This is a genomic window from Emergencia sp. JLR.KK010 (genome assembly GCF_037018265.1).
Classification (GTDB): Bacteria; Bacillota; Clostridia; order Peptostreptococcales; family Anaerovoracaceae; genus Senimuribacter; species Senimuribacter intestinalis.
In genome coordinates, this window is sequence record NZ_CP143550.1 from 1,307,619 (window position 1) to 1,329,306 (window position 21,688).

At 46.2% G+C, this 21,688-nt stretch carries 18 protein-coding genes; 11 read left to right on the plus strand and 7 right to left on the minus strand.

From position 1 onward, the window contains the following. The first annotated feature begins 1 nt into the window (after nt 1). Nucleotides 2–1,198: a glycine C-acetyltransferase gene (locus tag V1225_RS06265; RefSeq protein ID WP_338547934.1), complete on the plus strand. Its 1,197-nt coding sequence runs from the start codon at nt 2–4 to the stop codon at nt 1,196–1,198. A 140-nt stretch (nt 1,199–1,338) separates the two neighbouring features. On the opposite strand, the gene V1225_RS06270 is transcribed toward V1225_RS06265, so the two are convergent. From V1225_RS06270 to V1225_RS06280, 3 genes are all read right to left on the minus strand, one after another. Continuing rightward, nucleotides 1,339–2,031, minus strand: coding sequence for a helix-turn-helix transcriptional regulator (locus V1225_RS06270; RefSeq protein ID WP_338547936.1), 693 nt, complete (start codon nt 2,029–2,031; stop codon nt 1,339–1,341). A gap of 262 nt (nt 2,032–2,293) precedes the next feature. After that, entirely contained in the window at nt 2,294–2,920 is a 627-nt protein-coding gene (locus V1225_RS06275) for a DUF47 family protein (protein WP_338547938.1), read from the minus strand. 19 nt (nt 2,921–2,939) lie between these two features. Then, a complete protein-coding gene (locus V1225_RS06280) occupies nt 2,940–3,932 on the minus strand; it encodes an inorganic phosphate transporter (RefSeq protein ID WP_338547940.1) in 993 nt (330 codons plus the stop codon). A gap of 386 nt (nt 3,933–4,318) precedes the next feature. Here V1225_RS06280 and nhaC (V1225_RS06285) point away from each other — a divergent pair, with 386 nt between their 5' ends. From nhaC (V1225_RS06285) to arcC, 3 genes are read left to right on the plus strand one after another with little or no spacing between them, the layout of a single operon-like run. Then, nucleotides 4,319–5,773, plus strand: a complete 1,455-nt coding sequence (gene nhaC / locus V1225_RS06285; protein WP_338547942.1) for a Na+/H+ antiporter NhaC — start codon at nt 4,319–4,321, stop codon at nt 5,771–5,773. Beyond that, nucleotides 5,770–6,588, plus strand: a complete 819-nt coding sequence (locus tag V1225_RS06290) for a histidinol-phosphatase HisJ family protein (protein ID WP_338547944.1) — start codon at nt 5,770–5,772, stop codon at nt 6,586–6,588. Before nhaC (V1225_RS06285) ends, V1225_RS06290 begins: the two co-directional genes overlap by 4 nt. Before the next feature lie 34 nt (nt 6,589–6,622). Beyond that, nucleotides 6,623–7,567 carry a carbamate kinase gene (arcC, locus tag V1225_RS06295; RefSeq protein WP_338547946.1) on the plus strand — a complete coding sequence of 315 codons (945 nt, stop codon included), beginning with the start codon at nt 6,623–6,625 and terminating at the stop codon, nt 7,565–7,567. A gap of 72 nt (nt 7,568–7,639) precedes the next feature. On the opposite strand, the gene V1225_RS06300 is transcribed toward arcC, so the two are convergent. From V1225_RS06300 to V1225_RS06310, 3 genes are read right to left on the minus strand one after another with little or no spacing between them, the layout of a single operon-like run. Next, nucleotides 7,640–8,899, minus strand: a complete 1,260-nt coding sequence (locus tag V1225_RS06300; protein ID WP_338547948.1) for a Sapep family Mn(2+)-dependent dipeptidase — start codon at nt 8,897–8,899, stop codon at nt 7,640–7,642. Nucleotides 8,900–8,920: 21 nt separating this feature from the next. Beyond that, nucleotides 8,921–10,015 carry a DUF917 domain-containing protein gene (locus tag V1225_RS06305; RefSeq protein ID WP_161908657.1) on the minus strand — a complete coding sequence of 365 codons (1,095 nt, stop codon included), beginning with the start codon at nt 10,013–10,015 and terminating at the stop codon, nt 8,921–8,923. A gap of 4 nt (nt 10,016–10,019) precedes the next feature. After that, nucleotides 10,020–11,288, minus strand: a complete 1,269-nt coding sequence (locus V1225_RS06310) for a cytosine permease (protein WP_251630305.1) — start codon at nt 11,286–11,288, stop codon at nt 10,020–10,022. Between the two features lie 180 nt (nt 11,289–11,468). Between V1225_RS06310 and V1225_RS06315 the strand changes: the two genes are divergently transcribed. Beyond that, the gene (locus V1225_RS06315) at nt 11,469–12,974 is read left to right on the plus strand and encodes a PucR family transcriptional regulator (RefSeq protein ID WP_161908659.1); all 1,506 of its coding nucleotides are present in this window, start codon (nt 11,469–11,471) and stop codon (nt 12,972–12,974) included. Between the two features lie 269 nt (nt 12,975–13,243). On the opposite strand, the gene V1225_RS06320 is transcribed toward V1225_RS06315, so the two are convergent. Further along, the gene (locus V1225_RS06320; protein WP_161908660.1) at nt 13,244–14,398 is read right to left on the minus strand and encodes a PucR family transcriptional regulator; all 1,155 of its coding nucleotides are present in this window, start codon (nt 14,396–14,398) and stop codon (nt 13,244–13,246) included. A 208-nt stretch (nt 14,399–14,606) separates the two neighbouring features. Here V1225_RS06320 and V1225_RS06325 point away from each other — a divergent pair, with 208 nt between their 5' ends. The 6 genes from V1225_RS06325 to nhaC (V1225_RS06350) all read left to right on the plus strand — a co-directional run bounded on the left by V1225_RS06325 (nt 14,607) and on the right by nhaC (V1225_RS06350) (nt 21,687). Further along, nucleotides 14,607–15,614 carry an ornithine cyclodeaminase family protein gene (locus tag V1225_RS06325; protein WP_243151192.1) on the plus strand — a complete coding sequence of 336 codons (1,008 nt, stop codon included), beginning with the start codon at nt 14,607–14,609 and terminating at the stop codon, nt 15,612–15,614. Nucleotides 15,615–15,651: 37 nt separating this feature from the next. Continuing rightward, entirely contained in the window at nt 15,652–16,773 is a 1,122-nt protein-coding gene (locus V1225_RS06330) for an aminotransferase (RefSeq protein WP_338547953.1), read from the plus strand. A 19-nt stretch (nt 16,774–16,792) separates the two neighbouring features. Further along, nucleotides 16,793–18,016 (plus strand): arginine deiminase, encoded by a 1,224-nt coding sequence (locus V1225_RS06335; protein ID WP_161908663.1) that lies wholly within the window; start codon nt 16,793–16,795, stop codon nt 18,014–18,016. Between the two features lie 23 nt (nt 18,017–18,039). Next, complete coding sequence (gene argF, locus V1225_RS06340; RefSeq protein WP_161908664.1) at nt 18,040–19,086, plus strand: ornithine carbamoyltransferase; 1,047 nt, start codon at nt 18,040–18,042, stop codon at nt 19,084–19,086. A 66-nt stretch (nt 19,087–19,152) separates the two neighbouring features. Continuing rightward, nucleotides 19,153–20,166: a homoserine dehydrogenase gene (locus tag V1225_RS06345; protein WP_161908665.1), complete on the plus strand. Its 1,014-nt coding sequence runs from the start codon at nt 19,153–19,155 to the stop codon at nt 20,164–20,166. Between the two features lie 30 nt (nt 20,167–20,196). After that, nucleotides 20,197–21,687, plus strand: a complete 1,491-nt coding sequence (gene nhaC, locus V1225_RS06350; protein ID WP_338547957.1) for a Na+/H+ antiporter NhaC — start codon at nt 20,197–20,199, stop codon at nt 21,685–21,687. Nucleotide 21,688: the final 1 nt, after the last annotated feature.

Consider the following 21,688-nt stretch of genomic DNA (forward strand, 5'->3'; position numbering starts at 1 on the left):
CATGGAAAGAAAAGAAGCTTTACTGGCATATTATACAAAAGAAATCGAAGAAATCAAGGCGGCAAGCCTTTATAAGAACGAGCTTGAAATCACCTCTATGCAGGGACCTCACGTGACACTGGCAGACGGACGCAGTGTTATCAACATGTGCGCCAACAACTATCTGGGACTGTCTGACAGCGCGCGGCTTTCGGAGGCGGCAAAGAAGACACTGGATCAAAAGGGCTATGGCATGTCTTCGGTACGTTTTATCTGCGGTACCCAGGACATTCATAAAACCCTGGAAGCGAAGCTTGCCGAGTTCTTCAGCATGGAGGACACGATTTTGTATGCGTCCTGCTTTGATGCCAACGGCGGACTTTTTGAGACGATTTTAACGGAAGCAGATGCGGTCATCAGCGACGAACTGAATCACGCCTCGATTATCGACGGCATTCGCCTGTGCAAAGCAAAGCGCTTCCGCTACAAGAATAACGATATGGAAGATCTTGAGAAGCGTTTGCAGGAAGCGGATGCTGCTGGCGCCAGAATCAAGCTGATTGCTACAGACGGTGTTTTTTCCATGGATGGCATCATCGCAAATCTTTCCGGCATCTGTGATTTGGCGGATCGATATAACGCGCTGGTCATGGTGGATGACAGCCATGCCGCGGGATTTGTGGGAAAGACAGGGCGCGGCACACCGGAATACTGCGGCGTGCAGGGGCGAATCGATATTTTGACCGGTACGCTGGGAAAAGCCCTCGGCGGCGCTTCCGGTGGCTATACCTGCGCGCGGAAAGAAATTGTGGAGCTGCTGCGGCAGAGAAGCAGACCGTATCTGTTTTCCAATACCCTTGCGCCGTCCATTGCGGGCGCGAGTCTGGAGGTTTTGCAGATGCTTTCTGAAAGCACCGCCCTTCGCGATCATTTAGAAGAAATTACGGCGTACTACCGGGGCAGCCTGGCAGAAGAAGGCTTTGACGTGATTGAAGGCGTGCACCCGTGTGTGCCGGTGATGCTTTACGATGAAAAGCTGGCGGTGGAATACGCGAAGAAAATGGTAGAGCAGGGTGTCTATGTAGTGGCATTTTCTTACCCTGTCGTGCCGAAAGGAAAGGCGAGAATCAGAACCCAGCTCAGCGCCGGTCATACGAAAGAGGATATCGACTTTATTGTGGAAGCGTTTAAAAAGACGAGAGTGGAGATTGGGAGATAAAGAAAAGGATATGAAAGCATGGTTGATGTTGTTCAGTAATTCGCCAGATTTTTATGTGTTTGCCTCGATTGGTAAAACAAATAGAGTAAAAAAGGGGTTATATTAAAAAATCTGCACTTGTGCTTGAATTCAGAGATTGTCTACTGCCGTTCCACGGTTAGCATGTTATCCCGTCTAAGCCGCTGGATATCCTCTTTGTTAAAGAGAAGCAACTCCCGCAGATCTTCGGTTTCTGCAAGCTGGGTATCCGACAAAACTACTTTGATTGCGTTGGGCGTCATCGTGGTGTAAGAAATACTGGAAAGAAGCCCCATGCTGTGTCCGTTATTGTCCAGACTTTCCATGCAGCAGAGGAAGGTGTGCTCTGTGCTGTTTCTGCGGTTGACAAATTGGTAGTTTAAAATCGGTCCTTCTTTGGACATGGAACCTTCGTAAAGTCCACGGCACTTTTCCAGTTGGTCAAAGGCGGGGACATCGTAAAAGAAGGTTACATCAACGCTGCCGGCTTCGCCTGCATAATGGTCAAGGACGCTTTTTGTAATTTTACTGCCTTTGCGGGCGTAGGAATAGAGATACTGCCGGACTGCTCGGCTTCCTGGTTCTGCACCCTTTTCGGAAAAGGAAGGCGATGCCATCAGTTTCGCGGGAGAAATGCCCAGAACATCGGAAATTTCATAAAAGGTTGCCAGGTCGATGGAAATCAGACCATTTTCATATTTGGAAACAGAGGCTTTACTCTTGTGGATTTTCGCGGCAAATTCCTGCAGGGAAAGCCCCAGCGCCAGCCGGTAAGTGCGGATTTGTTTTCCGGTTTCTTTCAGACGATCGTTCAAAGCGGTTCCTCCATCAAGTTGTAAGTATCTAAGAACAGAATAGCACGATGTAGCAGAAATTACAATATAAAACAAATGAAAGAAGCTTTATCACAGCAATCTTGAGGGAAGTTTAGGTGTAGGCGTTTTATCGTCGCACTGATGTGAAATAAAATATACTAAACAACAAATGAAAAAACGTGTTCAGATTGTACGATTTTGAAGAAAGTGTACTGCGAACACGTTTTTTGCATTCCATCTGTAAATATTTATTTTAAGGAAGCTATTTAATGGACTTTATTTTAATATCGCTGATTCGGTCAGCTGTCTTTCCAATCTTGTTGGCCAGCTTATTTAAGTCTTTGGCGAATTCTCGCTGCATAATTACGTCCTTCAGGGTGATTTCCTGAAATTCCAGGTCTGCGATGCCTTCCCAGTACAGCCGTTTTACCTGGTTTTCGTTTTTCTTCGCTTTTACTAAATCCTCCCAAAAGTGTTCAATGCGCTCATGGGCCCATTCGTTCATGGCGCAGGTCAGACTGTAGATAGATGCGTCGATTAACTGAATGATTTCCAGATTTTTGTCCGTTGGTCGATACTGGAAAAAGACTAGGAAATCCTTTAAATCTTTGATTTTGTCTGTGATGTCGTCGATAGAACGGGACAGAGCAAAAATGTCATGACGATCGATGGGTGTAATGAAGGAATTTTCAACATAATCGATGAGACTCCGGCGCACTTTATCGGCGTCCTTTTCGCAGTGCTCAATCTGTTCCGCCAGTTCTTCTTCCCGTATATCGATATATTTTAGGAGCAGAGAGATACTTCTGGATGTGATTTCACATTGACGGGAAAGCATGTAATAGAAGTTGGGCTGCTCTGCTTTTTTAAAAAAACTTTTTTTAGCCATGATGTTTCTCCTTTCGTTGTTATATAAGTTGAAAAAGCCAGCAGACGAGGCCTCCGATGAGGGCGGAAACCGGGATGGTGATTAGCCAGGCTAGCAGGATTTTCTTTGTGATCGTCCAGTTGACTGACTTTGGCGTGTTGCTTGCGCCTACCCCCATGACGGAGGAGGTTACGACCTGTGTCGCGCTGATGGGAAGTCCTGTGACATTGGCAAGCATAACGACGAAAATTGTAGACAGCTGCGAGGAAAAGGAATTCTGCATGTCAATTTTGCAGATATCCATGCCTACCGTTTTAATCATATTGTATCCACCTGTCATGGTGCCTATGGCCAGGGCGCAGGAGGCGGAAACAATGAGCCAAAGAGAAATTACCACATCGGTATGATGGAAAGCGGCGATTCCAATGGCGATAAGTCCCATCACCTTTTGGGCATCGTTGCTGCCGTAGCAGAAGGCAAGAAAGAAACTGCTGCCCTTGTGCAGAAGCTGAATCCGATGATTCCAGACAATCGTGCCGTTTCGAAGAAGCCTGCTGAGCAGGCGCAGAAATAGGTAGCCTGCCGCAAATCCCAGAACAGGAGACAGCAGCATGGCGGCGATGACCTTAAGCATAATAGAATTCCACTGTATGTAAGGTAGACCGTAGGCACAGATTCCGCTGCCGATCATCGCGCCAATCATGGAGTGGGAAGCACTGGAAGGAAGTTTGAGCACCCAGGTCAATACATTCCAAATCATGCTGCCGGTGAAGGCTGCGGCTACAAAGGCGTAGCAAAGAGATTTGGAACCGGAAAGGATAGGGCGTATATCAATGATATTTTCTGAAATTGTATAGGCTACAGCCGTGCCTAGGGCAATGGCACCCAGAAAATTGGCGATGCCTGCAACGCAGACTGCCTTAGTGGGCGTAAGAAGGCGGGAGGAAATGGTAGTAGCCACGACTGTTCCGCCGTCGTGCATGCCGTTCATATAGCCAAAAGCCAGACCGATGATAATCATATAGTAAAACATTTCTGTACTCCTTGCTAGTTCAAAGATGGTTATCCTTTATTATACAAAACTGAAAGCTATGATAAATGTAGAGTTTTTACAAATTTGGCGGAAAAAAATAAGAAATATAACAGCGTTAGAATATTAACGAACAATTTTGAACTTTTTTAGATATGTACCAAATTAAATACTATGCCGATATTCTATAATAATTGTAAGAAAGTCAGCAACGCCGATTCTACGCAAAGGTAGACTTTCTTGATATTTCCTACATAATAAAAAAACCAAGGATGGTGGTAAAAATGTAAAACAACTCGCTGCATTTGAAGGAGAATGGAGTTGAGATGAAGCGTGTTTTCAGGGGTAAAGAAATGTTTCAGGATATTGAAACAGAAAGGAAGAGTATCATGAAAAACAAAGAAAAGAAACGGCGCGAGAAAAGAAAAGCGACGCTGCTTGAGGCAATCAGCGCAGTGTTTGTTCTGATGGGAATTTTTTTCTTCGGCTCTTTAGCAGATTTATCAGCGCCGGCTTTGATGGGTATCGCGATGTGCTATGTGGTATGGATCGGATGGAGGTGCGGCTATACATGGAAGGACCTGGAGGAATTCTCCGCTGAGAAGGTGAAGGCGGCGGCGCCTGCCAATTCGGTACTGATTGCAGTAGGATTTCTGCTGGGAGCGTGGATGTTTTCGGGCACCATTCCTATGTTCATTTATTACGGCGTGCAGCTTGTCAGCGCAAAGTGGATTTTAGTATCGGCTTTTATTTTATGTGCAATTTTTTCTATCTGTACAGGAACATCCTGGGGATCAGCGGCGACAGCCGGCATTACGATGATGAGTATCGCGATGGCGATGCCTGAAACGAATATTGCTGCTGTGGCTGCTGCCTGCTATACAGGTGCTATTTTTGGAGATAAGTTATCTCCGCTTTCCGATACGACTATTTTAGCGGCGCTGGCAACGAAGAACGATATCTTCGATCATATTAAACATATGAGTAAGACGGTTGTTCCTGCGGCGGCAATCGGCCTGATTATTTATGGCGTAATGGGTGTAAGAAACCATGCAGCCGATGCGGGACTTCCTGAAAATACGATGAAGCTGCTGGAATCTCTGGATGCGGTATATCACTGGAATGTCATTGTTCTGATACCGATGGTGATTTTGATTTATGGATGTATTACCAAGAAGCCATCTACAGTCATCATGATGTTGTCGGCAGTAGTGGCTGTTTTAATCGGTGTATTCTATCAGGGTTTCAGCTTGGAAGATGGTGTTTCTACGCTGTATAATGGATTTAATCTGGAAATGGCAGAAGGCGCAAGAGATGGATTTATTGCGGCGGACGCTGGCGATGACGCGATGAAACTGCTCAATCGAGGCGGTCTTGCGTCCATGATGAAAAGCTTTATTACAGTATATATATGCCTGTATTTTGCAGCGATTATGGAACAAATTGGTGCAATCGAAGCGCTGCTTGGAAAACTGCTCTTGTCTGTAAAGACGAGATTCAGCCTGATTCTTGTTACTTCGATTTCATGCGTATTGTTAGTCGCCATAGGTGGAAGCTCCACGTTAGCGCTGCTTTTAACAGGAGAAATGTATGCGGAAAAGTATAAGGAGATGGGGCTTTCTACGTTGAACCTGTCAAGAACCATGGAGGACTTCTGTACCGGAATGGCTGGCTTTATTCCGTGGTCGGCTTCAGGAATCTATTATCCTTCTGTTCTGGGCGTATCGATCGCACAGTATTTCCCTTATTGCTTTATGAGCTATAGTGTCTGGGTACTGGCGTATGTTTACAGCATTACGGGAATTTGTATGAAACCGCTGGAAACAGAGGAGCAGAACGCATGATTAGTGATATGCACGTACATACTTGCTGGAGTAGTGATTCTTCTACGCCGGTAAAGGCGCAGATTGAAAAGGCGATACAGCTGGGGATGCGACATATCTGCATAACCGATCATCAGGACTATGACCAGCCTGTTTTTCCGCCGGACAATTATTCCTTTCTCATCGGCGATACGGACGAAACGAAACGTTACTTAGCGGAGCTTGCTGCCTTAAAGGAGACGTACACGGACAGAATAGAAGTGCTGGCAGGTGTTGAGCTGGGCCTGCAGCCCCATATCGTGGAAAAGCTAAATCAATATGCGGAGTGGTTTCCCTTTGACTTTGTCATTGGTTCTACCCATAACTTTAGGAGAAGAGGCGCCGATGATTTGCGTACCTACGAGGGAAAGAGCACGGAGGAAATCTGCAAGCTGTATTTCCGCGAGGAATACGAGAACATTAAAAACATATACAATTTCGATGTGGCAGGCCATCTGGATTTTATCTTCCGGTACGCACCCGGCGCCATTGAGACGTTTTCCTATGGAAAATATGCCGATGAGCTTGACGCAATCCTGAAAGAATTGATTGCGTCAGGAAGAGGCATTGAGGTAAACACCTCAAGAATGAAAAGGCTCGGACTGACAAATCCGAAGGAAGAAATCATAAGAAGGTACGCGGCGCTTGGCGGAGAAATTATCACCTTTGGCTCAGACGCCCATACGCCGGACTGTCTCGGCTCCTGTTTTCGGCAAACAGAGGAGTTGGTGAAAGCGTGCGGACTGCGCTATTTCGCGGTGTATAAAAACAGAAAGCCTGTTTTTTACCCACTATAAGAAATTTTATAAAATATGAAAAGGAGATTTGAGTATGGCAGAAAAAATAGTAATCGCCTTAGGCGGAAACGCGCTGCAGTCAGGAAAAAGTGAAGCGACTGCGCAGGCACAGCTCGCAGTAGTAAAAAAGACATGCGAATATATAGCAGACATCAGCTGCAAAGGCTATGAAATCGGATTAGTACACGGAAACGGACCGCAGGTAGGAAGAATTCTCTTAGCGTCGGAAACAGCAAAGGACGTCACGCCGGCTATGCCGTTCGACGTATGCGGCGCGATGTCCCAGGGTTATATCGGATATCACCTGCAGCAGGCATTGAAGTATGCGCTGAGCAAGAAGGGAAGAAACATTCCGGTTCTGACCGTAGCGACCCAGATGATCGTAGAAAAGAGCGATAAAGCGTTCCAGAATCCGACGAAGCCGATCGGACCTTTCTATCAGGAAACTGAAGCAAAGGCATTGGAAGCAGAAAAAGGCTATACAATGAAGGAAGACGCAGGCAGAGGATGGAGACGCGTGGTAGCATCACCGCTGCCTAGAAAGATCGTAGAAATTGACGCGGTAAGAAGACTGTGGGATTCATCTATCGTGATTTCCTGCGGAGGCGGCGGCATTCCTGTGGTAGAAAACGCTGACGGTTCCATGGAAGGCGTTGCGGCTGTTATCGATAAAGACTTTGCGGCGGAGCTTTTGGCGGAACAGGTAGAAGCAGACGTTTTGATGATTCTGACCGAGGTAGAGAAGGTTGCGATCAACTTCAACAAGCCGGATCAGAAGAACCTGGATAACCTGAAACTGGAAGATGCAGTGAAGTACATCGAGGAAGGGCAGTTCGCACCGGGCAGCATGCTGCCGAAGGTGGAAGCTGCGATGAAGTTCGTGAGAGCATATCCGAACAAGAAGGCGATTATCACATCTCTTGACAAAGCCATCGAAGCCTTGGAAGGAAAAACTGGAACAGTAATCACCTTTGCATAAAGATAAGATATAGTGACGAAAACCCCTCGTGTGAAATTAATCACACGAGGGGTTTTGCCATAAGAAAGCACTTCATATATATAGAAGCTTTTGGAGCGCCAGTTTATAGATACGGCGCATCACAGTAAGATCTTCCAGTACAACATATTCGCAGCAGCTATGCTCTGTAATCGGTCGCCCAGGAAGCAGCGGACCAAAGGCCGCGATATTTTCCATGGCGCGGGCATAAGTGCCGCCGCCCATTGCGATAGGCTTACTGCTATAATCACCGGTAACCGACTGGTAGGCGGATAAAAGCTGCCTTAGAACAGGACTATCTTTTTTGAGGCAGACCGGAGGCTTTTCAAACCGCAGCGTTGCTTTCGCGCCGTAAGGCGCGATTTGGGCGGTGATGCCGTCCATAACCTGCCGGGAGGTGAAAGAAACGGGACAGCGGATATCCAAGTCGATGATGATATCTTCTCCGTCGCCAGATATCAGACCGGCGCTGCATGTTAGCGTTCCGCTTTCTTCATCACAGAAGCAGCAGCCCAGGTTCTCTCCAAAAACCGTAAAACCGATTTTCTCCATATAAAATGACGCGAATGGATCGATATCTTTGATTTTTTCCAGCATGTCGGCAATGGCGCTTTTTCCGTCTTCGGGCACGCTGCCATGGGCGGAAACCCCGACGCCGGATACCTTTTCTCCGGTGCAAAGTGTCAGTGAAGCCGTATCAGGGACTGTGTTGACTGCCGTTCCGCCCTCAATATGCGCGATTTTTGCCGCGGCTTTGGGATAGCGGAGCTGCACCTCCAAAATGCGTTTTTCGGCATAAATTACAGGAAAATCCGCATCCGGTGTGAATCCGCAGTCAGGGATATCCTCATGCGCTTTGTAATACGCGATATCTTCCCAGCTGCCGGATTCCTCCTGACAGCCGAAGATAATGCGGATTCGCTTATTCAGTTTGACGCCTGTATCCAGCAAATCTTTCATGGCGTAAATCGCAGCGATTGCAGGTCCCTTATCGTCAATGACGCCGCGTCCGTACAGTTTCCCATCTTTGACTACGGCGGAAAAGGGAGTGGTTTCCCAGCCGCTCCCTGGTGGAACAACGTCCAGATGAACGAGGATTCCGATGAGAGAATCCCCTTCTCCGATCTGTGCCCAGCCGATTCTGTTATCGCAGTTTTTCGTTTCAAAACCCAATGTATCGCAGAGCTTGAGTACATACTGCAGCGCGGAGAATACAGGCTTTCCGTAAGGAAGAAAGCCGTAATCCGGATCCTGCACCGGCGCTGCTCCTGTAATACTGGGTATTTCAACTAATTCCAATAAACTTTTCAGCATGGAGACAAACTCCTTTCCCGTTTATTTAAATGGCTTATAATCGAAATCGAAGTTGAAGCTTCTCGGACCGAAGACTTCAAGACCCTTTGGCGTCTTCCAGATTTCCGGCGCAGGAAGGGCGAATACGGTAACCTCCATATCCTTGACCCAGTTAGGGTTCGTAACAGGCTCTCCATTTTTATCCACCATGCAGATCAGGTCAGGGACGCTGACGTCGACAGCCTCATTTCTGTATGACACGATATTTTCGTTTTTAATCCAGATGCGATAGGTTTCACCCTGGAAGCTTCCAATTCCGTTGATATGGATGTTGCCGAAGTTGAATCCGTCCCGGCTCTCCCAAGGCGTTTCCCCGATTGTGCCTTTGAAAAGTATTTTTCCATCGAAGCTGTCTGCAAGAGCGGCAGCCACATCTCCGCCCGCGGATTTGGTTTCGCGCAGTGTTTTGCCGATATTCATAGCATAGGTAAGCGCATCAGGAATGACGCTTTTCTTGTAGACTTCACAGCGCATCGGATGGTCTACGCCGCCCAGCTCGTTGCCGCTTGCCACGACGACCGCTCTGACGATGTCTTCGGCACGGAAATCATCGATGACGTTTTTGATGATCATGGTTTCGCCGAAATTTGTCGCCAGTGCAAGAGGATAAATTGGAAGGTCGTGTACGTAGTAAGTGGTGTGCTGCAGATCCGGTACAGATCTCCCGGTAGGGTCGCTGTCTACGATAGGAAGACCAAGCTGACAGGCGATGTGCAGCGCTTCGGCAGTGTTTTCGCCGCCTAGCTCCGTAGAGGAAACGGCGCAGCATTTTTCACCCAGGTATTCTTCCAGCGTTCTGAAAGCCAGTACAGCCGGAGAATCATCGAGTCTTGGAAGTCTGTCAAATTTCGGGTCCAGACCTTCACCTTCCTTAATCGGCGCGCCGCAGCCATAAGGGGTCGCGATCATGCCGTCGTCAGGCAGCTCATCCAGCGAAATCATGTTTAGCTCTTTTCCTTCGGCAAAATCCTTTTCCAGCATTTCCAGTCCGCGAAGAAGGCTTCCGCCACCGCCAGTACCGAGAATGGTGCAGCCGTATATCATATCGAATACTTCCTGTTTTGTTAATGTTTTCATGTTTTTACTCCTTTTCTACTTTTTGTTTATCCCTCGCCAGTGCCGGTATGTATCGTTCGATGACGATAAAGATGACTGCCGCGAACAGAATTGACGAAAAATCAATTTTAATGATGTACGACAGGACGGCTGATACCGCCCAGGCAATGATGGCTGAGATGCAGAATCCGTCTCTGGAACGCCAGTTTTCTGACTTTCCTTTTCCAAGAATAAAATAATCTGCCAGCATGATGCCGCCAATCGGGCAAACAAGATAGGCAAGAAAACCTATGAAAGTGGACAGATTATCGACAATGCCGGTAACTCCCAGCAGTGTGCCCACAAAGCCTACTGCCAGTGTAACCTCGCGCCGTCTGTTGTCGGGAACATTGAACGTTTTTACTGCGTTGAGCGCGCCGGTGTAGGCGTTGGTCGAGTTAGTTGTCCAGGTGGAAAGAATCAGGGAAATGACGCCCAGCAGCGGAATGCCAACTTTAATCAAGACCATGCTGATATCATATTCGTTCGCGATTTTGGTCAGCATAGCGCCGATGACAAGGGTGATGATGGTTAACGGGAATACGCCGATGGTAACGGATAAGACTGTATCCTTTCTTGATTTTTGAAATCTGGTGAAATCGGAACTGGTAATAATGCCGACCGCAAAGAAATCAAAAGATAAAATGACGCCTTCCATAAATGTCATCGTCGGTTCAATGGGTGTGTTTACAGTTTGCAAACCGTTGAGGTTGACAGCCATGGCTGTGCCGACAATCATGACAATCAGAAGCACCGGGATAGACACATAGTCCAGCTTTTCTACCGCTTTGATGCCGAAGACGGCGGTAACGGTCATGACGATGCCCCAGAGAATACAGGATGCGGTATAGGGGAAATGAATTCCGTAGCATTCGCTCATGAAGTTGGTAAAAGACATGGCGCACTCCCCGTTGTTGATACCGAACCAGCCGATTAGGTTAATCATAAAGATAGTACTGGCGATGTACCTGGAACCTTTTTTGCCAAAAGTGGATTCTGTAATGGTACAGGTTGCCAGTCCGAGATCACAGCCGATAAAACCGATGATAATCATTGCCGCTACAACGAGGACGGCACCCGCGGTACCTGCCCAGATTGCCGGCCAAAAATTCATTTCTTCGACGAGGAGCGCGCCCATGAGAAATGCGGGTACACAGACACAGATACCGGCCTGCACAAGGGCAAGGGAAACCCAGCTTTCTCTTTGATCTTTGGAAATAGGCGCAAGTGCGTTTACTTCTTTGTTGTTACTCATAAATAACCTCCTTTCAGGTTGCCTTTTTCGACATTTTAGCAAAAGGAGGAATTTTCTGAAATGTAAATATGCCAAAGATTATACGAATTTTTTGGGCAATTGCTCAATCCGGATAGATAGCCAGAAGATATAATATAAGGATAAGCAGAAAGTGTACAGGAAAGTCAACAGGAGAGTGAGATGTATTTAACAGTCAGAGAATGCCTTACATTGCCTTCTCTTCGACTCGGAAAGGTGGCGGCGGGAGAGAAGGGGCTTGACGCCATCGTTAATACGGTGTCCGTATTAGAATTCGATGATAGAAATGATGAGATTTTTGTACCTAATGATTTGTGTATTACAGCATTTTACAGTGTGCGAAAGGATGTAGAGGCGCAGTGTAGGCTTCTGAAAAGATTTAAGCGAATGGGTTGTGCCGGCGTGATACTTTTTTACACGGATGTAATTTTACAGAGGATAGATCAGAAGGTAATTGAGGTTGGGAATCAGCTGAATCTTCCAATCATCGTGTTGCCTGGCGGGGATATGGGACTGAAGTACAGTGATGTTATTACAGATGTGATGAATGCGGTCTTTCTGAAAAGGACAAATCAGCAGTTCTTCGCGGAACAGATGATGCAGAGGATTGCGGCTCTTTCAGCAGAACATAGAAATATCGAATGTGTTTTGAGCTTGCTCAGTGATTACGCGAGAGCGGCGTTCATTCTATGCGATGGGAAGCTGGGCGTGATTGCATCCTCCTTTTGGCCGCAGGGAAATGTGTTTCCGCTTAATCAGATCATCGCGGAGTATTGCATGAGAAAGGATAAACTGTCTTTTCAGGGAAGCAGGGGAATTTATTATCGGCAGAGTTTTACGGGAAATAATGGAAATGAGTTGATTTTGTTGGCAGTCAGTCAATATGATTCATTGTCAATACAGGTTTTGAGCGACGCAATTTCGGTGATTCGGCTTTTTTCCGCAACCTGGAATTACAATCTGGATACCTATAGTCGGGAGTTTCTGATTCCCGCTGTGCTGAAAGGGGATAGGAGGCTGGCTGCCCAGATTGCGGAAAAACAAAGGCTTGCTTTGGAAAAATACCGAACGGTACTATTTATAACGCATTCAGATAGAACTGCGCTGTCTCTTTTGCGGAAAAAGTTTGAGTCTTTTGACCAGGATGTGATTATCGATGTACTCGGAGAGCATACAGTTTCCTTTTTTACGGTGGAGGAAGAATACTTGCTGGAATACTTTTCCTGTGAGGATATTCTGTCTGCAGAGTCTGGGGCGGCGATTTTTTCTGTATCGCTGTATGATGATATTCGGGCTGAGTATGAATTGTTTTGCAATTATTTTGCCTGTGCGGAAAAGATTTATCCACAGGAAAAGCTTTTGAACGCAGAGCAGCTTGCCTTCGCAAAACGCGCGGCAGATATGCAGTATACGGAAGCAGGATCACATTATTTGCGCTTGATTTCGCCGGTTCTGGACAGTCCAGAGGAAAATCTGGTGCTGACGCTTTCAGTACATTTGCTCGATGCAGGCGGACAGATTAAAAAAACGGCAGAACTGCTTCATACTCACAGAAATACCGTTTTATATCGTTTGAATAAAATGAAAAAGTTGCTTGGAAAGGACTTTGAGACGATGCCTTTCTTGTTTGAAATCTATCAGGCAGCGGCGCTGCTGCGGCTTTCGTAATGTTGTGCGTTAAAAATTAATAAAAAATGAAATAAAGGCGAGGAAACCTCACTTCTATTTTATTTTGAACAAATTCTAGAATTGCTTCAATATGTCTTGGTGTCCTACATCTAGCAAAATAATCATTCTGTCTCCAATTTATCAAAGAGGGCATCTACGGTATCAAATACCGGTTGTTTTCCGGATGCGAGCTTTACAATGATTTCTTTAGGAATTGTTATCTGCTATGCTATACTCAATTTGACAAATCTACGCAAGGAAAAAATTCACTATTCCTGCAGCATATAAAGCCGCACAGCAAGAGAAATATCCGCATAAAATTCCTGGTCGCTCATTTCTGCGCTGAAGAGGAACTGCTTGATTTTGCTAAGACGGTAGCGGACGGTGTTGTGATGGCAATTTAAGAGACTGGCTGTTTTGAAAATATCGCCGCGGCAGAGCGTCAGCGCCCGCAGAGTATCATAAAAATCCTGCTTTTCTAAAATCGGCTGAATGCGGGAATTCATATAATCCTTCATCACATCAGACTGGGCGTATGGAATGAGAAGCTGCCATGGACCGATTTGAGAAAAGCTGTGAAAGTGTTTTCCTTCCGCAAGGGAGGCCAGATGAGTGTAATAGCTTTCTCTGATACATTGATCCAAATCCTTGAACGGATTGTGAATTCCACTGCAGCTGATATATAAATTCTCTGTGGGAATAGACAGAAATTCGATTAATTCCTGCAAAATGATGGAAAAGTGCTTTTCGTTATTTTGGCGAGCCGTCAAAACTGCGAAAAGACCGTTTTTGTATTTACATAAAAGCGCCTTCTGCACCAGAGCACGATTGAGAGAAAATTTGCGGTGGTAGCGATCCAGTTCCAGCTGAAACTCGTGGCAGCTGCTCTTTAGATAGATTGCCATGATATGCTCTTTGAATTTAAGAGAAACGTTTTTGCTGAGTGCGTAGACTTGGGCTTTTGTCATGCCGTCAGAAATCATTTTGTCTATATTTTCTTCCGAGAAAAAATCATCATTGTCCTTTCTTACCGCATCCATGATGTCAAAGATAATTTCATCAATAAACTGGTTTGTAGAAAATTCTATGATTGGAAAGTCCATTTGATTTGCGAAATCAATAACCTCCGGTGGAAGAAACTCGAAAATGGAAGGCTTGTATGCAAAGGCTGAAATACCTAAATCATAGAAACTCTTCACAGCAGACAAAATAAGAGAAGGGTTTCCCTTTGCGAAAAGCATCGTGCTGAGTACTAGAGAGTCACGTTGAAATACGTCTTTTTCGTGTGGATCTGCGAAATCTGCAAATTCAAAGTCTGCGATGCCGGCAGATATGATTGGTTTTGAAAGTCCGTTTTCTCCGGCAATGAGCCGGCAGCCTTTCAAAGAGTTCAATTCTAAAAGGTCTTTTACTGTTAGTGCCATATTCCGTGCCCCTCCTTCATTTTACAATGTATTTCATATTATTATACAAATATTTTCGGGGAAATTGATTGGAAAAATACCAAAAGAATCGGAAATAAATCATATATATACTTAAAAATTGATATTTTTTTCACGATACAATGAAAGCATACAAAGTAAAGTGTTTACAAATTGTGCAGAAAGGAGATGCGAAATAAAAGTGATTCACATGAAAGTTTTGAAGATGGAGGAGACGAAGCAGGTGCTGAACATGCAGGACGTGATTTCCGCCATTGAAGAAGTATACCGGGCACAATCGGCTGATGACGCAGTGATTTGGCCGCTGATTACTGAAATTTTTGAGGAAGAGAAGGCCGAAATGGATATCAAGTCGGGCTGGCTGAAGTCCGCTGGCATTTACGGTCTGAAGTCTGTATCCTGGTTTGAGGATAACGATAAAGTAGGTCTTCCGGCTCTATTGGGAACGATTTTAATTTTCGACGCAAGGAACGGCGCGCCGCTGGGTATCGTAGACGGATCCCATATTACAGGCATCAGAACCGGCGCGGCAGGCGCAATCGGCGCAAAACTATTGGCAAGAAAGGATGCGAAGAATCTTTTGATTGTAGGAGCGGGTCATGTGGCGACATTCCAGGCGGCAGCCACCCTGCTTAGCTTCCCACAGCTTGAGAAAGTTATGATTTACGATGGGCTGGATTTTGGAAACGCGCAGCGTTTTGCAGGCGGCCTTAGAGATACGTTGAAAACAGATTTTGGGATGGAGGATGTGAACGCGTCCTTTGAAGCGGTCGAGGATATCGCAAAGGCAACTGCAGAAAGCGACATTATCATTACCGTGACACCGTCCAGAGAGCCGATTATTAAGAAGGAATGGGTAAAACCCGGAACACATTTCTCCTGCATCGGTTCCGATATGAGCGGAAAAGAGGAAATCGATCCGGAAATCTTTGCGGATGCGAAGGTATTTGTCGATGACATTAAGCAGTGTGTGGAAGTTGGAGAAATTGAAATTCCAATTAAAAAGGGAATCCTGAAGGAAGCAGATATTGCAGGCTTAATCGGCGATGTGATTACGAAAAAGGCTTCCGGCAGAGAAAGTGAAGACCAGATTACCGTCTTCGATGCGACAGGCACAGCCCTTTTGGACCTTCTGACCGGTATGCTGGCGCTGAAAGAAGCAGAAAAAGCAGGACTGGGGCAGACGATTGAATTATAGTCAGTTCATGTAAAAACATAAATGAAGGAGAAAAAAGATGAAATTAGAAAGATTTAAAGTGGAACGCTGGATGGATGAGTATGAAGGCTTCTTGACTTACGACCTCGGGGAGACCTGCGTCGATTCTCTGGAAGTGGGAGAGCTTCTGGAGTTGTGTGGAAAAGATCCGGCAGAGTTTATGGAAGAACTAAAAGGGGAGAGACTGGTGTACGGCCACATTCACGGTTCCCCTGAGCTGAAAAATGGCATCGCGTCACTTTATCGCAATTTAACAGCAGACGATGTAGTGCCAACCCATGGCGGCATTAGCGCTAACCACATGGTCATCGCGTGCTTGGTTGAGCCTACAGACAATGTAGTGACCGTACTGCCGACCTATCAGCAGCACTACTCCATTCCGGAGTCCATCGGCGCGGAAGTAAGAATGTCTTGGCTGAAGAAAGAAAATAATTTCCTGCCGGATTTGCAGGAGCTGGAGCAGCTGATTGATGAAAACACAAAACTGATTTCCATCTGCAATCCAGACAATCCAACAGGTGCGTTTGTTCCGGAAGATATGATGAAGGAAATCGTAAAGATGGCGGAAAAGGTCGGCGCATACATCCTCTGCGATGAAGCGTATAGAGGCGTACCAGCTGACGGCAGCTATATGTACTCCATCGCTGATCTGTATGACAAAGGTGTTGCCACCTCCAGCATGTCTAAGATTTTCGGTCTTGCAGGACTGAGAATGGGATGGATTGCGACTAAGGATAAGGATTTGATGGCGCAGTGCCATGGCAGAAGAGACTACGATACCATCAGCTGCGGCTATATCGATGATATTCTAGCAAGCATGGCTCTTGCGAACAAGGACAAAATCTTTGCAAGAAGTGCGAAGATTTTGGAACAGGGCAGAGAAATCCTGGACAAATGGGTCAGCGAAACAGAAGGCGTCAGCTATGTGAAGCCGGCAGCTGGAACGACCGCATTGGTATTCTACGATAAGGATGTTCCTTCCTTTGATTTCTGTGTCAAACTGGTCAAGGAAAGAGGCGTACTGACTACACCGGGTTCCGCTTTTGAAATGGAACACTGTTTCAGAATCGGATATGCGTTTAGTCCGGATGTGCTGCAGAAGGGTCTTTCCATCATCGCTGATTTATTAAAGGAGTATTAAACACAAAGGAGAAAAGGTCATGAGCAAAATTCATGTATATTCCGAAATCGGAAAACTGAAAAAAGTGTTGCTGCACCGCCCGGGGGATGAAATCGACGGCGTAATTCCGCAGACGATGCCGCGTCATCTGTTTGACGACATTCCGTGGAAAAAGGGAGCGCAGTATGAACACGATTGCTTCGCCGATATCTTAAAAAGTGAGGGTACGGAAGTTGTCTACATAGAAGATTTGTTCCGCGCCTCCTTTACAAAAGAAGGAAGCAGAGAGACGTTTGTCGAAAAGTTCTTAAATAAACACGGAATCTATAGCGCGCATCTTCGCGGACAGATCTTTGAATATCTGATGAGCCTGGAACCAGAGGCTATGGCTGACAGAATTATGGCAGGTATCAGAAAATCTGACATCGGCGAAAAGAAGACGGAGGACTTCTCACGCTTCTTCCCGGACGAAGAATACGAGCTGTATTACACAGAACCACTGGCAAACCTGTATTACGCAAGAGACCCGGGTTCTTCCATCGGACGTGGTATGAGTTTTCACAATATGGAGAAGCTGGGAAGAGATCTGGAAACCGTAGTATGGCAGCATATCTTTGAAAACAATCCTGATTTCGCGGACGAGGATACGCCGATGTGGCTTTCCAACGAGAGCCCATTTGGCATTGAAGGCGGCGATATTGCCATTCTGTCCAAAGAAGTCATCGGTATTGGCTGCAGTCTGAGAACCCAGCCGGAAGCCATCGAGCAGCTTGCAAGAAAAGTTCTGCCAAATGACAGCTTCAAGAAGGTTCTGGCATTTACCATTCCAAAGGACAGAAAGTTTATGCACTTGGATACTGTTTTGACGATGATTGATTACGATAAATTCACCGTACATCCTGGCATCGAATCCACGCTGAACGTATTTGAAATCAGTCTTGGAAAGAACGGAGAGCTGGTATATAAGGACAGATCCGATACCATTGAAAAGGTTCTGAGTCAGGCGCTGGGACTGGACAGCATAAAGGTGCTGCGCTGCGCGGGCGGTTCCTTCATAGATTCTGAGCGAGAACAGTGGAACGACGGAACCAACACGCTGGCCATTGCGCCAGGCACTGTGGTGACCTACAGCAGAAACGAAATTACCAACGAGCTGCTCAGACAAAATGGCATCAAAGTATTGGAAATGCCATGCGGCGAACTGTCCAGAGGCAGAGGCGGTCCAAGATGTATGAGTATGCCGCTGGTTCGTGAAGATATTTAAGATAAAAAATGGAGGAAAAATAAATGAACGTAAGACATTTTATTGAAACAGATGATTTTACTAAAGAAGAATATCTTGAGATGCTCAAGGTAATCAAAACGTTAAAAGATGCAGAGAGAAAAGGAATCAGACTCCCGCTCTTGAAGGATCAATCTTTGGCAATGATGTTTGACCAGCCGTCAACCAGAACCAGAGTTTCCTTTGAGGCAGCTATGACACAGCTTGGAGGACATGCACTGTATCTGGAAACCAAGACGCTCCACTGCGGTGAAGACAGAGAAACCATCAAGGATACCGCGCAGGTACTGTCCGGTATGTGCGATGCCATCGAAATTCGTACAGAATCTCAGGATACCATCATTGAGCTTGCAAAGTACTCTGACGTACCTGTATTCAGCGGTATGAGCTCCAAATGCATGCATCCAACTCAGGCGCTGTGCGACCTGTTCACGATGACAGAATATATGCCGGAAGGCAAGAAAATCGAAGATCTGGTTTATATGTTCATCGGCGATAATTCCGTACTGGGCGATAACATCGGCGGCGTATGCAGAACTGAAGCAAGACTTCTGTCCAAGATGGGCGTAACCTTTATCTCCTGCGCACCGAAGGAAGCAGAAATGGCACCGGAAGACGTAGCGTACTGCAAGGCAGAAATGGAAAAATCCGGCGGTAAATTCATTCAGACAGATGATCCGTATGAATACATCGACCAGGTTGACTTTATCGCCACAGACGCATGGTGGTATCACGGCAGTGACCATCTGAAGGATAAGAAGATTGCGACCTTCTTCCCTAAGTATTCTGTAAATAAGGAATTACTGTCCAAGGCAAAACCTTCCATTAAGGTAATGCACAATCTGCCTGGAAACAGAGGCTATGAGATTTCTGACGAAGTATGGGATAGCGATCAGTCCGTTTTGATTCCGCAGGCAGAAAACAGATTACATACTGAAAAAGGCTTGCTGGTATACTTCATGTATCCGCTGCTGAAAGAAAAAGAAGCACTCCACACAGAAGCAGACGTTGACTACTACAAGAAAGCTGTCGACGAACTGGTTCTAAAATAAGAAATAATTTCCGGATGGGGAATGCCGGAAAAGCATTCCCCAATCTGTTTGGGAAAGGATAACACCATGAGAGATATAAAATTAGCTTTAATCGGATATGGAAACGTGGGAAAGGCATTTACGAAGATGCTGCAGAAAAGGCGTAGCTATATAGAAGAACACTATGACTGCAATGTGCAGGTTACAGTAGTCTGCACAAGAAGCTTGGGTGCGCTGATCGATCCTTGCGGTATCGATACGGATCAAATGGAGGCGGGAATTTTCGCGCAGAATGTGCCTGCACTTTCTGTGATTGATGAGGCGGACTATGATATTATGGTGGAATTGACACCAATCAATATTATGACCGGTATGCCCGCAATCGATCATATTAAACATGCCATGAACAGAGGAAAGCACGTAATTACAGCCAACAAAGGTCCAATCGCATGGGCGTACAGAGACCTTGTGGAACTGGCTGCGAAAAATCACGTGCTTTTTTGTCATGAAGCGACCGTGATGGACGGCGTACCTGTATTTAATCTGGCGAAGGAAACGCTGAAAGCGTGCAGGATTACAGAAGTAAAGGGCATTCTCAACGCTACAACTAATTATGTACTAGATCAGATGGAAAAAGGGGTTTCTTATGAAGAAGCAGTGAAAGAAGGGCAGAGGAGAGGATTTGTCGAGGCCGATCCGACAATGGATTTGGAAGGCTGGGACGCGGCTGCTAAACTGACTGCTTTGATGAATGTTTTGATGGATGTGAAGATTACACCGACGGAAATCAAACGAACTGGGATTAGTGCGATTACAAAAGAACAGCTTGCAGATGCAGCAAGGAATCATCAGAAAATTAAACTGGTATGTCATGGATGGATTGAGGATGGAAAACCAGTCGGCGTTGTAGCGCCGCAGACGGTAAACGGTGATGAACTTCTCGCAAGCATCAACGGAACGGCGGCTGCGGTAACCGTTAATACGGATTTAATGGGAGAGGTGTCTATCATTGAGCATGTTTATGAACCGGAAATTGATCAGACTGCTTACGGCGTGCTCAGTGATTTGCTGAGAATTTTAACAGACGCAAAGAACTTATAACTTTATATTTTAACAAGAAAGGACAAAATTATGGGTAAGAAAATTCCAATTTGGCAGTCGCTTTTGGTTCTTTTATTTGCGGCATTTTCAATTTGCTATTGTCTGGGCGTATGGGAAAGCCTCTTTGGCAGCGCCTTCGCCTGCAGCTACGGCGATATTCATGTAGGCTTGATTTTATCTGCTATTTTCGCGGCGGTTGTCGCAGCACTCAACGGCTGGAAATGGTCATATGTTGAAAAAGGTATGATTAAAACAGTCAACAGTATGATGCAGTCCCTTTTAATCATCATAGCAACTGGCGCTTTAGTTGGTTCCTGGATTCAGGCCGGCGTTGTACCTGCCATGGTTTACTATGGGCTTGGGATTCTGACGCCGGGACTGTTTCTGGTAGCAACTATGATTATCTGCGCGATTGTATCTTTGTCCACAGGAACCTCCTGGGGTACAGCGGGTACAGTGGGTATCGCACTAATCGGTATCGGTGGAGGTCTAGGCATTCCGACCGGAATTGCGGCAGGCGCAGTTATTTCCGGCGCATATTTTGGAGACAAAATGTCGCCGCTCTCAGATACTACCAATATGGCGTCGGCGGTAGCGGGCGTAAATCTCTTTGAACATATTCGCCATATGATGTATACCGTGATTCCGACCAGCGTCATTGCGATGATTTTGTATGCGATTATCGGTCTGCGCTATTCGGGCAGCACTGACATGTCACAGGTAGACGCGCTAAGAAACGGTATTTTGGAGTCATTTAACATTAATCCGGTGCTGGTTTTGCCGCCGCTTCTGGTAATTCTCATGATTGCGTTTAAAATGCCGGCGCTGCCGGGCATGATTTTTGGCGCAGTGCTGGGCAGCATTTTCGCCGTCATTTTCCAGGGGGTAAATATCGGAGATACCTTGGGCGTATGGCACTATGGATTTGAGTTCGCGGATCCTGACAGTGTGATGCCTGAGCTTGTGGAACTGCTCACAAGAGGCGGTATGGATTCCATGATGTGGACGGTTCTTCTGATGCTCTGTGCCATGGCTCTTGGCGGCGTGATGGAATGCACAGGTATGCTGACCTCCATCACAGAAGGTCTGATGCATATTGTGAAAGGCAGAAGACCGGTTGTTCTGACGACCCTTCTGACCGCAATTTTTATCAACATCATTCCGGGAGATTTATATCTTTCCATCGCTATGACAGGAAAGATGTACAAGGAAGTGTTCGAGGATATGCGTCTAAAGAGAAAAAATCTTTCCAGATGTCTGGAAGACTCATCGACCCTTACTTCAAATTTGGTGCCTTGGAATGCCTGTGGCGCTTACATGCAGGGTGTCTTCGGGATTCCGCAGTGGGGCGCTGGAGGCTATGCGCCATATGCGTTCCTTAATCTGATTTGTCCGCTGGTATCAGCGTTCTATGGATTTACCGGTATCACTATGGAAAAGATGACCGAAGAAGAATATCAGCAAATTTTGGTTGAGCGCGAGAAAGAAAGACAAGAGGCTCTGGCCGCGCTGGAAGCATAAG

Coding starts and splice junctions, on each gene's coding strand:
- V1225_RS06265 (WP_338547934.1), top strand. CDS start 2: ATGGAAAGAAAAGAAGCTTTACTGGCATATTATACAAAAGAAATCGAA.
- V1225_RS06275 (WP_338547938.1), bottom strand. CDS start 2,920: ATGGCTAAAAAAAGTTTTTTTAAAAAAGCAGAGCAGCCCAACTTCTAT.
- V1225_RS06280 (WP_338547940.1), bottom strand. CDS start 3,932: ATGTTTTACTATATGATTATCATCGGTCTGGCTTTTGGCTATATGAAC.
- nhaC (WP_338547942.1), top strand. CDS start 4,319: ATGAAAAACAAAGAAAAGAAACGGCGCGAGAAAAGAAAAGCGACGCTG.
- V1225_RS06290 (WP_338547944.1), top strand. CDS start 5,770: ATGATTAGTGATATGCACGTACATACTTGCTGGAGTAGTGATTCTTCT.
- arcC (WP_338547946.1), top strand. CDS start 6,623: ATGGCAGAAAAAATAGTAATCGCCTTAGGCGGAAACGCGCTGCAGTCA.
- V1225_RS06300 (WP_338547948.1), bottom strand. CDS start 8,899: ATGCTGAAAAGTTTATTGGAATTAGTTGAAATACCCAGTATTACAGGA.
- V1225_RS06305 (WP_161908657.1), bottom strand. CDS start 10,015: ATGAAAACATTAACAAAACAGGAAGTATTCGATATGATATACGGCTGC.
- V1225_RS06310 (WP_251630305.1), bottom strand. CDS start 11,288: ATGAGTAACAACAAAGAAGTAAACGCACTTGCGCCTATTTCCAAAGAT.
- V1225_RS06315 (WP_161908659.1), top strand. CDS start 11,469: ATGTATTTAACAGTCAGAGAATGCCTTACATTGCCTTCTCTTCGACTC.
- V1225_RS06320 (WP_161908660.1), bottom strand. CDS start 14,398: ATGGCACTAACAGTAAAAGACCTTTTAGAATTGAACTCTTTGAAAGGC.
- V1225_RS06325 (WP_243151192.1), top strand. CDS start 14,607: ATGAAAGTTTTGAAGATGGAGGAGACGAAGCAGGTGCTGAACATGCAG.
- V1225_RS06330 (WP_338547953.1), top strand. CDS start 15,652: ATGAAATTAGAAAGATTTAAAGTGGAACGCTGGATGGATGAGTATGAA.
- V1225_RS06335 (WP_161908663.1), top strand. CDS start 16,793: ATGAGCAAAATTCATGTATATTCCGAAATCGGAAAACTGAAAAAAGTG.
- argF (WP_161908664.1), top strand. CDS start 18,040: ATGAACGTAAGACATTTTATTGAAACAGATGATTTTACTAAAGAAGAA.
- V1225_RS06345 (WP_161908665.1), top strand. CDS start 19,153: ATGAGAGATATAAAATTAGCTTTAATCGGATATGGAAACGTGGGAAAG.
- nhaC (WP_338547957.1), top strand. CDS start 20,197: ATGGGTAAGAAAATTCCAATTTGGCAGTCGCTTTTGGTTCTTTTATTT.